12 protein-coding genes are annotated in these 12803 nt (G+C 56.5%); 6 read left to right on the top strand and 6 right to left on the bottom strand.

Annotated features, from left to right (window positions below):
* Positions 1 to 80: 80 nt before the first annotated feature.
* From J3361_RS06955 to J3361_RS06945, 3 genes are all read right to left on the bottom strand, one after another.
* Complete coding sequence (locus J3361_RS06955; RefSeq protein WP_014335849.1) at positions 81 to 638, bottom strand: L-threonylcarbamoyladenylate synthase; 558 nt, start codon at positions 636 to 638, stop codon at positions 81 to 83.
* Between the two features lie 61 nt (positions 639 to 699).
* The gene (gene dprA, locus J3361_RS06950; protein WP_207963506.1) at positions 700 to 1794 is read right to left on the bottom strand and encodes a DNA-processing protein DprA; all 1095 of its coding nucleotides are present in this window, start codon (positions 1792 to 1794) and stop codon (positions 700 to 702) included.
* Between the two features lie 80 nt (positions 1795 to 1874).
* On the bottom strand, positions 1875 to 2900 hold the full coding sequence (locus J3361_RS06945) for a LysM domain-containing protein (protein WP_207963505.1): 1026 nt from the start codon (positions 2898 to 2900) through the stop codon (positions 1875 to 1877).
* 156 nt (positions 2901 to 3056) lie between these two features.
* On the opposite strand from J3361_RS06945, the gene def reads away from it, so the two are divergent.
* From def to J3361_RS06920, 5 genes are all read left to right on the top strand, one after another.
* Entirely contained in the window at positions 3057 to 3563 is a 507-nt protein-coding gene (def, locus tag J3361_RS06940) for a peptide deformylase (RefSeq protein ID WP_030138961.1), read from the top strand.
* A 71-nt stretch (positions 3564 to 3634) separates the two neighbouring features.
* Entirely contained in the window at positions 3635 to 4594 is a 960-nt protein-coding gene (fmt, locus tag J3361_RS06935) for a methionyl-tRNA formyltransferase (RefSeq protein ID WP_207963504.1), read from the top strand.
* A complete protein-coding gene (rsmB, locus tag J3361_RS06930; protein WP_207963503.1) occupies positions 4591 to 5901 on the top strand; it encodes a 16S rRNA (cytosine(967)-C(5))-methyltransferase RsmB in 1311 nt (436 codons plus the stop codon). Before fmt ends, rsmB begins: the two co-directional genes overlap by 4 nt.
* A 24-nt stretch (positions 5902 to 5925) precedes the next feature.
* Positions 5926 to 7299: a Trk system potassium transporter TrkA gene (gene trkA / locus J3361_RS06925; protein WP_207963502.1), complete on the top strand. Its 1374-nt coding sequence runs from the start codon at positions 5926 to 5928 to the stop codon at positions 7297 to 7299.
* A 176-nt stretch (positions 7300 to 7475) separates the two neighbouring features.
* Positions 7476 to 7787 carry a tetratricopeptide repeat protein gene (locus J3361_RS06920; RefSeq protein ID WP_207963501.1) on the top strand — a complete coding sequence of 104 codons (312 nt, stop codon included), beginning with the start codon at positions 7476 to 7478 and terminating at the stop codon, positions 7785 to 7787.
* Positions 7788 to 8331: 544 nt separating this feature from the next.
* Here the strand turns inward: J3361_RS06920 and J3361_RS06915 are convergent.
* The 3 genes from J3361_RS06915 to J3361_RS06905 form a co-directional block, all read right to left on the bottom strand.
* Positions 8332 to 8826, bottom strand: coding sequence for a hypothetical protein (locus tag J3361_RS06915; RefSeq protein ID WP_207963500.1), 495 nt, complete (start codon positions 8824 to 8826; stop codon positions 8332 to 8334).
* A 42-nt stretch (positions 8827 to 8868) separates the two neighbouring features.
* Complete coding sequence (locus tag J3361_RS06910; RefSeq protein ID WP_207963498.1) at positions 8869 to 9495, bottom strand: hypothetical protein; 627 nt, start codon at positions 9493 to 9495, stop codon at positions 8869 to 8871.
* A gap of 183 nt (positions 9496 to 9678) precedes the next feature.
* Positions 9679 to 11409, bottom strand: coding sequence for a DUF6119 family protein (locus J3361_RS06905; RefSeq protein WP_207963496.1), 1731 nt, complete (start codon positions 11407 to 11409; stop codon positions 9679 to 9681).
* Positions 11410 to 11816: 407 nt separating this feature from the next.
* On the opposite strand from J3361_RS06905, the gene J3361_RS06900 reads away from it, so the two are divergent.
* Positions 11817 to 12761 (top strand): HNH endonuclease, encoded by a 945-nt coding sequence (locus J3361_RS06900; protein ID WP_207963494.1) that lies wholly within the window; start codon positions 11817 to 11819, stop codon positions 12759 to 12761.
* The last annotated feature ends 42 nt before the right edge of the window (positions 12762 to 12803 follow it).

The following is a 12803-nucleotide window of genomic DNA, read 5'->3' as shown; positions in this document are numbered from 1 at the left end:
AATGCCAACTGACCTGACGCCTTCGCGAGCAAGCCCGCTCCCACAGTGGTTTATGCAAGATGCAGAGTCTGTGTTCGGGCTCAGTCCGGCCGCACGACCTTGCCGGTCGCCAGGTCGCGAATCACGCTGGGGTTTTTGCGTCCGCCCAGGTTGCCGCCCAGCACCAGGTCGATCTGTCCGCGGAAATACTGCTCGACGCGAATCCGCGTGCGCGCCGCCGGGCGTCCTTGGGGATTGGCCGAGGTGGACACCAGCGGCCCGACCAACGAGCACAAGTCGCGCACCGTGGGGTGATCGCTGACCCGCAGCGCGACGGTGTCGTGCACGCCAGTGATCCACTCCGGCAGCAGGTTCTGGTGCGGCACCAGCCAGGTGTTGGGCCCTGGCCAGGTACTGGCCATGCGGTCCATCCAGGTTTCGGGGAAGTCTTCGAACAGAAAGTCGAACTGGTGGATGTTATCTGCCACCAGGATCAGGCCTTTGTCCGGCAGCCGCGACTTGATCGCCAGCAGGCGCTCCACCGCCTCCTCGTTCCACGGGTCACAACCCAGGCCCCAGACCGCTTCGGTTGGATAGGCAATCACCGCCCCGGCGCGAATTTCTCGCGCGGCTTGTTGCACACGCCAACTGTTGACCATGAAAGATTCTCCCGCAACGCAATTAAGGCTGTGGGCAGTTTACCGATCTTCCCCATAAAACCTAGCGCGCAAACCAGCGTCCATTGTCACAGGTGGCGCGGCCCTCCATCTCCAGCTCAGTCAACGCCGCCAGCACCTTGGGCAAACCCCAGCCACTGGCGTCGGCCAACGCCTCGCTGCTCTGCGGCGCGGCATGCAGCAGGCGCAGCAGCGGATGGGTCACAGGCACAGGTTCCGCAGCCAGTGGCAGTCGTTGCCAACCGCGCAACGCTTCGAGAATGTGCTCGACAGTTTCCACCAGCGCCGCCCCGTCGCGGATCAGTTGATGACAGCCCCGGGCCCCAGGATGATGGATCGAGCCAGGAATGGCGTACACCTCGCGACCCTGTTCCGCCGCCAGCCGGGCGGTGATCAGCGAACCGCTGGCGACACTGGCCTCCACCACCAGCACCCCCAGGGACAAACCGCTGATGATCCGGTTGCGCCGTGGAAAATTGCTGGCGTTGGGCGCTGCGTCCAGCGGGAACTCCGAAACCACCGCGCTGCCCTGGGCAATCATCGCGTCCGCCAGCCGACGATTGCGCTGTGGATAAAAATTTTCCAGGCCAGTGCCGAGCACGCCGACGGTGCATCCGCCAACGTCCAGCGCCGCCTGATGGGCCGCCGCATCGATGCCCAACGCCAGGCCACTGGTGATGACAAAACCAGCGCCGGCCAGGCTTCTGGAAAACGCCGCCGCCGTGTCCATTCCGGGACGCGATGCCCGGCGACTGCCGACCATCGCCAACTGCGGTTTTTCCAGGATCGAGGGGTCGCCCGCGACGAACAACAGCGGCGGTGCGTCGCTGATCTGCGCCAGCAGCGCCGGGTAGTCAGGCTGGTCCCACATCAGCAAATGCTGGGCCGGACCCGCTAGCCAGGCCAATGCGTGGGCGGCGCCGTCGCGTATCTCCGGGGCGCGTCGGGCCTCGGCGCACGCGGCCGGCAACCCCAGCGCCCGCCAGGCGCTGGCCGGTGCGCTGATGGCTTTGGACGCTGAGCCAAAGGCCTCCATCAAGGTCATGAAACGTTTAGGGCCCAGCTCCGGCAAGCGATGCAAGCGCAGACGGGCCTCCAGTTCCGCAGGCGGAACCGAAGCAGATTCAGGCAATGGCATGTGATCAATCCTTGATCATTATCGTCCCGTTGAAACGGGAACAAGCTGTGGATAACTCTGTTGGTAACTTGTGAGACCCGTTACGGATTGCGCACCTTGTCGAGGATCGCCAGCGACCGCGAGGCATACAGCACCAAGCCGTAACTGAGTTTGTCGTAGGTGCGGAACACCATCAGCAGGCCGGCCCGTTCATCGGGGATTTTCACCGGCTCGCCGGTGATGCGGTCGCGCACCGTTTCGCCGGTCTTCATCACCGCCAGCACGTTGCCTTCCACCAGCCCGTCGCGGCGGCCCTTGTTCAGGGTGACCACGTCCAGCGCGCCGATCTGCGTCACGCCACGGGGTACATCGAGGATTAGCCCCTGGATGTCCGATTTCGGCGCGCTGGGCATGAAGGTCGAGTTGATCGAGCGCTCTTCGCCGCTGAACAGCCGATCACCTAGGCGCACTTCCTGGGTGGTGCGTTGCAGGGCCAGGGTGGTGACATCGCCCTCGGTGGCGACCACTTCGCCGCCGCCGATGTCGTCGGCGTTGATGCCCAGGAACTCCTTGGTCTCGGGGTCGGTGTAGACCTTGCCCTGGCGGAAGATGCCGTACGCCGTCTGGCTCTCATCGAACGCACCACGAGCGAAAACCCGGTCCCCCATGCCACTGAGCACCCGCTCGGCATTGCCGGCGACGACGTAGGGCGCCTTGTTGAAATCTTCCGCCGTGTCGACGATGCGGTTGCTCAGCAGAAAACTGTTGATGGCTTGCAGCGGAATGCTCGGGATGGCGTCGGCCACCGGCGAACTGCGAATGCGCGGCGACAGCTTGATGGTGCCCCGCGAGGCGCCGCGATTGAGGGTCAGGCGCGGCTGGCCGTTGACGTAGACCAGCGACAGGGTGTCGCCCGGATAGATCAGATTGGGGTTTTCGATCTGCGGGTTGGCCTGCCACAGCTCCGGCCATTTCCACGGCTCGCGCAGGTATTTGCCGGAAATGTCCCACAGTGTGTCCCCCGTCATCACCGTGTATTGCTGGGGAAAACCTTCCCGAAGTTGCACTTGCCCGTGCGCGATACCGGCCGAGGCCAGGAGCAGCAGGGCGAGTAGTGATTTCCTCATGCGGTGAATCCCTTTATTATGTGCGTTCGCGTAAAACGCCAGAGCCCCCGTGGCTCGCTCTGTTCAAAAGAGCAACGTTTTACAACGGTAGCCTGCATCCCAAGACACGCCAGGCGAGCCACCCGACTTTACCTCACACGTGCATTTATCAAGCTTATGGCCATTTTGAACATTCTCGAATTTCCGGACCCGCGCCTGCGCACTATCGCCAAACCGGTGGCCGTAGTGGACGACGAAGTGCGTCAGCTGGTCGATGACATGTTTGAAACAATGTATGAGGCGCCCGGCATCGGCCTCGCCGCGACCCAGGTCAACGTGCACAAGCGTATCGTCGTCATGGACCTCTCCGAAGACCGCAGCGAGCCCCGGGTGTTCATCAACCCCGAGTTCGAAACCCTGACCGACGAGATGGACCAGTACCAGGAAGGCTGCCTGTCGGTGCCGGGCTTCTACGAAAACGTCGACCGTCCGCAGAAGGTCAAGATCAAGGCCCTGGACCGTGACGGCCAGCCTTACGAGCTGATCGCCGAAGGCCTGCTGGCGGTGTGCATCCAGCACGAATGCGACCACCTCAACGGCAAGTTGTTCGTCGATTACCTGTCTAATCTCAAGCGTGACCGGATCAAGAAAAAACTGGAGAAGATCCATCGCCAGAACGCTTGATGCCCCTCTTCAAAGGCTTGCTGCGGCAAGCCTTTTTCTTTTTGCGACTGCTTTGTAATTGAGAGTTTTCCATGACTGAGCCACTGCGCATCGTCTTTGCCGGCACTCCCGAGTTTGCCGCCGAACACCTCAAGGCCCTGCTGGCCAGCCCCCATGAAATCGTCGCGGTCTACACCCAGCCGGACCGTCCGGCCGGTCGCGGACAGAAACTGATGCCCAGCCCGGTCAAACAACTCGCACTGGAAAATGGTTTGCCGGTGTTGCAGCCGCCGACCCTGCGCGACGCGCAAGCCCAAGCTGAACTGGCGGCGCTGAAGCCGGACTTGATGGTGGTGGTCGCCTACGGCCTGATCCTGCCGCAAGTGGTGCTCGATATCCCGCGCCTGGGTTGCATCAACAGCCACGCCTCGCTGCTGCCGCGCTGGCGCGGCGCGGCGCCGATCCAACGTGCGGTGGAAGCCGGCGATGCCGAGAGCGGCGTGACCGTGATGCGCATGGAAGCCGGCCTGGACACCGGGCCGATGCTGCTCAAGGCCAGCACCCCCATCAGCGCCGAAGACACCGGCGGCAGCCTGCACGACCGCCTCGCGCTGATCGGCCCGCCAACGGTGGTCCAGGCCATTGCCGGCCTGGCCGCCGGCACGCTGCAAGGCGAAGTACAGGACGACAGCCTCGCCACCTACGCGCACAAACTGAACAAGGACGAAGCCCGCATCGACTGGAGCCGCCCAGCCGTCGAGCTGGAGCGCCTGGTGCGGGCCTTCAACCCTTGGCCGATCTGCCACAGCACCTTGAACGGTGAAGCCCTGAAAGTCTTGGCTGCCAACTTGGCCGAAGGGAAGGGCGCACCGGGAGAAATCCTCAGCGCCAGCAAGGACGGCCTCATCGTCGCCTGTGGCGAGCAGGCCCTGTGCCTGACGCGCCTGCAATTGCCCGGCGGCAAGGCGCTGAACTTCAGCGACCTGTTCAACAGCCGTCGTGAGAAGTTCGCCGTCGGCACCGTCCTCGGCCAAGCGGCGGACGCCTCATGAACCCGCGTCTGGCCGCCGCCAAGGCACTTGCCGCCGTCCTCAGCGGCAAAGCTTCGCTGAACAGTTCCCTGCCGACCCAACTGGACAAGGTCGAAGACCGTGATCGCGGCTTCACCCAGGACCTGGCGTTCGGCACCGCCCGTTGGCAGCCGCGCCTCTCGGCCCTGGCGGCGAAGCTGTTGCAGAAGCCGTTCAAGGCCGCCGATACCGACGTCGAAGCGCTGCTGCTGGTGGGTCTCTACCAACTGCTCTACACCCGCGTCCCGGCCCACGCCGCCATCGGCGAAACCGTGGGCTGCGCCGACAAGCTGAAAAAACCTTGGGCCAAGGCCCTGATCAACGCCGTGTTGCGCCGCGCCCAACGGGAAAGCGAAACCCTGCTGGCCGAACTGGAACACGACCCGGTGGTACGCACCGCCCATCCGCGCTGGTTGCAGAAGTCCCTCAAGGCCTTCTGGCCCGAGCAATGGGAAGCCATCTGCGCCGCCAACAACGCCCATCCGCCGATGATCCTGCGGGTCAATCGCCGCCACCACACCCGCGATGCCTACCTGGCGTTGCTTGGCGAGGCGGGCATCCCGGCCATCCCGTGCCAGTACAGCCGCGACGGCATCATCCTGGAAACCCCGGGCGATGTGCGCGCGCTGCCGGGCTTCGCCGAAGGCTGGATCAGCGTCCAGGACGAAGCCGCCCAATTGGCCGCCGACCTGCTGGAGCTGGCGCCCGGCCAACGGGTGCTGGACGCCTGCTGCGCGCCGGGCGGCAAGACTTGTCACATCCTCGAGGCTGAGCCGAAACTGGCCGGCGTCGTGGCGGTGGACCTGGAAGCCAAGCGCCTGGTGCGGGTGAAGGAAAACCTCGAACGCCTGGGCCTGGACGCCGAGTTGTTTGCCGCCGACGGTCGCGACATGGCTGCGTGGTGGGACGGCAAGCCGTTCCAGCGCATCCTCCTCGACGCCCCATGCTCGGCCACTGGGGTGATCCGCCGCCATCCGGACATCAAGCTCACCCGCCAGCCGGACGACATCGCCGCATTGGCCGTGTTGCAAGGCGAACTGCTCGATGCCCTGTGGCAGACCCTGGACGTGGGCGGCATGCTGCTCTACGCCACCTGCTCGACCTTGCCGACGGAAAACACCGAAGTGATCGAAGCCTTCCTCGCCCGCACGCCGGGCGCCCGGGAGCTGGACATCGCCACCCAGGCCGGCCTCAAGCAGCCTCACGGCCGCCAGTTGCTGGCCCAGGAAGGCGGCCACGACGGGTTCTATTACGCCAAGCTGATCAAAATCGCCGCCGCACGCGGTTAAAACCGATTCGATAGGAGTGAATGGATGAAAATCATCATCCTGGGTGCAGGGCAGGTCGGCGGTTCGCTGGCGGAACACCTGGCCAGCGAGGCCAACGACATCACCGTGGTCGACACCGACAGCGAACGCCTGCGCGACCTCGGCGACCGTCTCGACATCCGCACCGTGCAAGGGCGCGGTTCCTTGCCGACGGTATTGCGCCAGGCCGGCGCCGATGACGCCGACATGCTCGTGGCGGTGACCAACAGCGACGAAACCAACATGGTCGCCTGCCAGGTCGCCCACACGCTGTTCCACACCCCGACCAAAATCGCCCGGGTGCGCGAAGCGTCCTACCTGACCCGCGCCGACCTCTTCGACAACGAAGCGATCCCGGTGGACGTGCTGATCAGCCCCGAGCAGGTGGTGACCAACTACATCAAGCGCCTGATCGAACACCCCGGCGCCTTGCAGGTGATCGACTTCGCCGAGGGCAAGGCGCAACTGGTAGCGGTCAAGGCCTACTACGGCGGCCCGCTGGTGGGCCAGCAACTGCGCCAGTTGCGCGAGCACATGCCCAATGTCGAGACCCGCGTCGCTGCGATTTTCCGCCGTGACCGGCCGATCCTGCCCCAGGGCGACACGGTGATCGAAGCCGACGACGAAGTCTTCTTCATCGCCGCCAAGGCGAACATTCGCGCCGTCATGAGCGAAATGCGCCGCCTCGACGAGAACTACAAACGCATCGTCATCGCCGGCGGCGGCCAGATCGGCGAACGCCTGGCCGAAGCCATCGAAAGCCGTTACCAGGTCAAGATCATCGAGATGAACCCGGCACGCTGCCGCTACCTCTCCGACACCCTCGACAGCACCGTGGTGCTGCAAGGCAGCGCCTCGGACCGCGACCTGCTGCTGGAAGAAAACATCGCCGACGCCGACATCTTCCTGGCCCTGACCAACGACGACGAAGCCAACATCATGTCCTCGCTGCTGGCCAAGCGCCTGGGCGCGAAAAAGGTCATGACCATCATCAACAACCCGGCCTACGTCGACCTGATCCAGGGCGGCGACATCGACATCGCCATCAGCCCGCAACTGGCCACCATCGGCACCTTGCTCGCCCACGTGCGTCGCGGCGACATCGTCAGCGTCCACTCCCTGCGCCGCGGCGCGGCCGAAGCCATCGAAGCCATCGCCCACGGCGACGCCAAATCCAGCAAAGTCATCGGCAAAGCCATCCGCGACATCGGCCTACCGCCCGGCACCACCATCGGCGCGATCATCCGCGACGAAGAAGTCCTCATTGCCCACGACGACACCGTCATCCAGACCGGCGACCATGTGATCCTGTTCCTGGTGGACAAGAAGCACATTCGCGATGTCGAGAAGCTGTTCCATGTGGGGTTGAGTTTCTTCTGATCCTGGATGTGCAGTGACAGGGGGGCCTCATCGCGAGCAGGCTCGCTCCCACAAGGGTTCGCTGTCGTTCACAAAAATTGTGATCAACCGAGATCCACTGTGGGAGCGAGCCTGCTCGCGATAGCCATCTAACTCCCAAAAGATCCATCACTGACACAACCGATAAGGACGCCCCCATGCTCGACTCCCTGGAAAAAATGCTCACCAAGGGCATGGACAACGCCCTACTGCGCTTCGGCCTGGGCAAGGGCTACCTCGACCTAGGCGAATTCCCCCAAGCCGCCGAACACCTCCAACGCTGCGTCGAATTCGACCCCAAATACTCAGCCGCCTGGAAACTCCTGGGCAAGGCCCACCAAGGCCAAGGCGACGCCGCTGCAGCCCGCCAAGCCTGGGAACAAGGCCTGGAAGCCGCCCGAGCCCACGGCGACAAACAAGCCGAAAAAGAAATGACCGTGTTCCTCAAGAAGCTGGATCGCCATCCCTGACTTCACACAAAACTGCTTTTGTGGCGAGGGAGCTTGCTCCCGCTTGAGTGCGCAGCACTCACAAAAAATCCCCCCCAATCCACTGCCAATCCGCCAAAAGCTCAGCCAGCGCAAAATCTGTGGGAGCAAAGCTTGCTCGCGATAGCGATAGACCAGCCAAAACAGTTGTCGACTGACTTGCCCCAATCGCGAGCAAGCTTTGCTCCCACAGGGTTTGCAGCTGAACTGACCGGCATTCCCCACTCCCCGGTCCAGTAAAATGAAATGATCTGAACCCAATCCGCTCGTTGTAGTGATGTATTGGTCAGCATCGAGGCGCAGGTCAGCGGCGGCATCGGCCCCCAACGCGCCCTCTCGATACTGATCACCAAGACCTGACTGGAAACACACATGTCCGAAATTACCCAAACGATCATTGCCTTGGTGCTGTTCTTTCTGCTTGATCGATTCCTCAAGCCGTATCTGTAATCTCGGGCAGATACGGCTGCAGTTTTTGCCGCCCGGCGATTGAAGTACGTGATGGCTGGCCGCGTTGACGTATGCCCTATTTGCTTAGCCAGCCCAGAAGAGCACCTAGTGCCACGCCAAGCAAGCTAAATAGAGGTGACGATAACCAGCGATGCTCTCTGTTTTGCTCCAGTGCTCTTGTATGTAAATTTATCGCAGTATTAATTAAAACGGAAATGTCCGTGCTATTAAGTGGGGCCCTGGATATTTGCGAAAGCTCGATGCTGCTTAAATCGCTATATTCGTCAGGTGATAACTCTCGCTGTTCCACTACAGAGTATCTCCGGCGGTAACTTCTACGCCAAGCTAAAGAGGCTTTCACTCCGGCTGTGTCGAGTCTGAAAAATTCAGGGTGTTCTACACAGACTTTCCTCCAGTGCTCGGCTTTACTTTTGTCTCCACTGATTCGTATAGCCCAGTTTTCAAAGTCTAGTTTGTAGTAGCCGTAGCTTCCCATAACCTGAATCGCTGCAATTACATCGCCTAGGCGATTATTGTCATAAAGATAAGGTGTTTTTGTCTTAGTAACCATACGGCACTCCTTGCGGTGGGGCTAACGCTTGTTAAGGAGTGATCATTCAGGATGTGGAAAGGTCCAATCTCGCACTTCGACGTTTCGCTTTTTGGGCGCTATATCTTTTATGTTTGAATAAAGATCAGGCTTAATATTGTATTGACCATTAACTATGGTGTGGCAATGTATGTCGGCTTTTTTTCCATGATTAGCTATCCAGTTTTCTGCATGTAGATGTGCGAATTTGATACTGTCCATCAAATCGGATAGTGTGTGGTCTGTCTCTACGCTTAATCTAATAACGACTGTTGGGTGGCCCGCCGATCTGCATATAATGCTGCGGTATTCGATGGGTTCCGTTCGATTCAATCGTATATTTTTTCGAGCTTTGCTGATGAGGCGCTTTATACTTTCCTTAAACTTTTCCTCAAAGAGCTCATCTAGAATATGATCGCCTGCCCAGCCAGTTACGAAAAAAATCAAACCAATAATTGCAGTTGAAATTCCAGCGTCAGCGGTGACTTTAATTTCAAATTTCAACTCGGATCTATTAGCTACTATATCGTCAGCTTCTTCAATTCCTGCGTCTTTTAGATATGTTGATAAATTTTCATCAAAAGCGTCAAGGAATCTAATAAGTTGATTTGACTGCCCTCCAAAAATAAATCTATAGCTAAGATTGTTCATGTGTAATCCTTACGTATGAGGAATAGTTAATTTAGAACTATACATCGATCCAGCGGGGGGAGCGAACATGGTAAGCCAGGGAAAGACCGCGGTTATGAGACCCTCCGATTATAGGTAAACCGAAATCATGGTATGTCCCCCAATCTCTGCCTAGATGCCTGCCATGCTATTTACATAAGATTTTTAATGGGAGATAGCCTTAACATAATTTTTCTTAATGACCGGAATAAACCGTATTATCACATCGTGAAATTTACACGTATTACGCAAGTGATCATGCATTAATTTTAATTCATATTGAGCCATCAATGGTATTTCGGTTTTAACGGGCGTAGCTACGCGCTCATCGTATAGTAGCCAGAGGCAAACAACATAGTCTTTGCCATGTATATCCGCTATATCGGATTTTATGTAGTTTAAATAATCTGTTTTTTTTGTGCTAACAGATAAGGTTATATGGTTCCTGATTTCGCCTAGGAAAAGTTGATCATTGATGAAGGCGTGGCAATAGAATTGGGCCTGTGAAAATAAATAATTTGTTGATGAGGCGTTTTTGTATGGTTTGCAATGAATAATCCTAATTTTACTATCATTCGTTAGATCTAGGACGTCACAAAATTCTTTGTCTTTACGCCCAGAGCCGATTTGAAGCTTTGCTTGGTCAAACAATACGCAAGAGGGGCGTATTTCGCAGATTTTTTTGTTAAATATGCTCTCTCTATTCTGCATTTTTACATCGTCACTAATATCTATCCCCTTATAGATTTCTTCGCAAGCCTCTTCGTGGAGCGTTGTTTTAGTAAAGTTGGTTATTTCGGTGTAGAAGTCGCCATCTACTTCCAGCCATTTTCCAGCGCTTAATACAAAATATTTATCCCCTAGGCTCTGCTCAAAAGATAGGCAATTGTACAATGGCCACTTTTTATACCCAAGCACTTGATCTTCTTCATATGAGTACGCATAAATATGTTTTGATTTAAGTTTCGCGGTGGTTATTTTTTCAGCGCCCACATGGTCGAATATTTGACGGATTTCTAGGTATGCATAAGTTTTATCATCATTTTTCTTATTGTTTGAGTAGGCGAAGCCATAGTCCGAGTCAATCAGGACCTCTGGTATCCCAAGGCTAATGTTGTCCGTATTTTTCAAGCGAAGCTGGGTGACTAAATGCTCGTCTAGCGCGTTGCTGTCTGACTCCGTTGCCTCGTCGAAGTGCTTGTAATTGGGGAATAACTTAGTGTATCCCTTGCTTGCATAAGCCAACAAAAAATCTTCACAATGGTCGATCAACACCTGCCAGTTCAGCTTCTCTTTTCCAATGATCTTGATTGTTAAATTGTTTCGACCCTGAAGGGTTATATTTTTGTGATCTTTCATGTGAGCCGAGATGTATCTCAGGTCTTCAGCTTCACTAAGTCCAAAAGCGAAAGAGTCAATTGGTTTATTTACCTGTCTGTCAATATGTGTTGGTGTTATTGCGTGGCTCTCACTTTTTGTCTGGCGTATTTCTTCGTTGCCACACATATTCATAGCTGTTTTTATTCCAAAGTCCGGCTCAAAAGCATCGCGATCAAGATAACTTACGGCACTTCGCCCAAAAGTTGCAGCAAACACTCGACTCTTTACGGTTAACAATAAAATCCCGTTTGGATTTTTGCTTTTTGAACTGAAAAGTGGCGCTCCATCCGCAGGGAGCTTTTCATTAATAAAGTTTAGCCACGGTGGGTTTGACTTTGTGGTTGTAGTTTCAAAGTATATAAATTGACAGTCCGTCTCATCTATTGAGAATTTATATTCCCTCGCAGATAAATTTTTTAAAACGTCTTTTTTTTGATCAAATATGGAGTCGACTTTTTTATTTTCTCTTGCGAGAAAAAATGATATTTGTGCGATTTCAACTCCCTGTTCGCTCATGGCGCTCCCTCGGGTTAGTCACGCATTATCCAATAGCTAAGCAGGATTATTGCTTATGTCAATAAATGACCCTTGGTTTTATGGGGGTACGGAAATTTGCTGGGCAGGGGACGGACTCCTAGTCTCACCGTCGTATCTGCCGACGATTGCCCGTCGCGAGGGGCTGAAACCGACCCATAGCTGTCATTGTTGTATGAAGGTAACGAAGTTACTTCGATTTTCGATGTTTGCAGGGGCGAAACCGGGGACAGACCATGATTTGGGCTCACCTGTAATCGGACTGTCTCATAATCGTGGTCTGTCCCGTATCCTCCCAACAATTTGTGGTTATGGACACCAGCCATGGCGGTACGTACCGTCACTAGATCGTTCGTTACTCATTCACTCCCGAGCCAGAGAGGCCTGTTTTGTCCAGACCCGCTATTCCAGCTGAAATCCGTCGTGCTGTCCTAGTTGAGGCCGGCCATCGTTGCGCAATCCCCCGCTGTAACCAGACGGAGCTTGATGTCCACCACATCGTGCCATGGGAAACCTGTAGAAAACATGAGTACTCCAATCTGATCGCGCTCTGCCCGCTCTGTCACCGCCGTGTCCATAACGGTGACATCGACCGCAAGGCTCTGCATATCTACAAGGAAAATTTGGCTAAGGAATTTGGCAAGCACGACAACGGCACCTTTCAGGCCGAGGTTGTTGAGTACAAGCGCCGACTGAATGAAGTAAACGATGGTGCTCCGGGGTTCACATTTCAGTTCGACTTTCCGGATTTTCCGAGCCCGGTCGAGCGCATCGTATCCCGGAATATTGAAGCGTGGGGCCTAGAGCTCCTTTCGGATTTTCAGGGTACTCAGGAGCATTGGGACAAGCACCCTGAGGAGCTTGATGGCACGCTCATGAACATCAAGGCGGACCTGTCCGGTCACTACCGAATCATACGGAGGGACGAGAAGGTCATTAGTATCAGATACAGCATTGATACCTATTACACCGGCGCGGCCCATGGGCGGCGAGGCACGCGCGTACTCAACTACACACTAAAGCCGTTTCTCCCAATAACTCTTGAATATCTTCTTGGTGATCTCAGTCGTCTTCCTCTGCTCGCAGAGCTAGTCCGTCAGAGGCTCAGTGAAACTGGACGCTATGACTTAGAATGGCTTACTTCAGGGACAGAGCCCGAACCAGAAAACTTCTCGTTGTTTAACATCGAACAGCACGGCCTTACATTCACTTTTCCCGAGTACAAAATCGCCTGCTATGCAGAGGGAGAACAAAGGATATTCGTCGACTTATATTCAATATCGAGCATTTGCGAACCGCGTGCACTTGAAGCCATCAAAGGGTTGGATTCTTAGGCGATGAAGGTTCTTGGGACTTGGCTGCATGAAGCGGACTGA

Origin of the sequence: Pseudomonas sp. OA65 (assembly GCF_017498305.1) — a bacterium.
In the GTDB taxonomy this organism is placed as follows: Bacteria; Pseudomonadota; Gammaproteobacteria; order Pseudomonadales; family Pseudomonadaceae; genus Aquipseudomonas; species Aquipseudomonas zanjanensis.
Note: the sequence above shows the minus strand (reverse complement) of the source record. Positions and strands in the feature narration are given on the sequence as shown.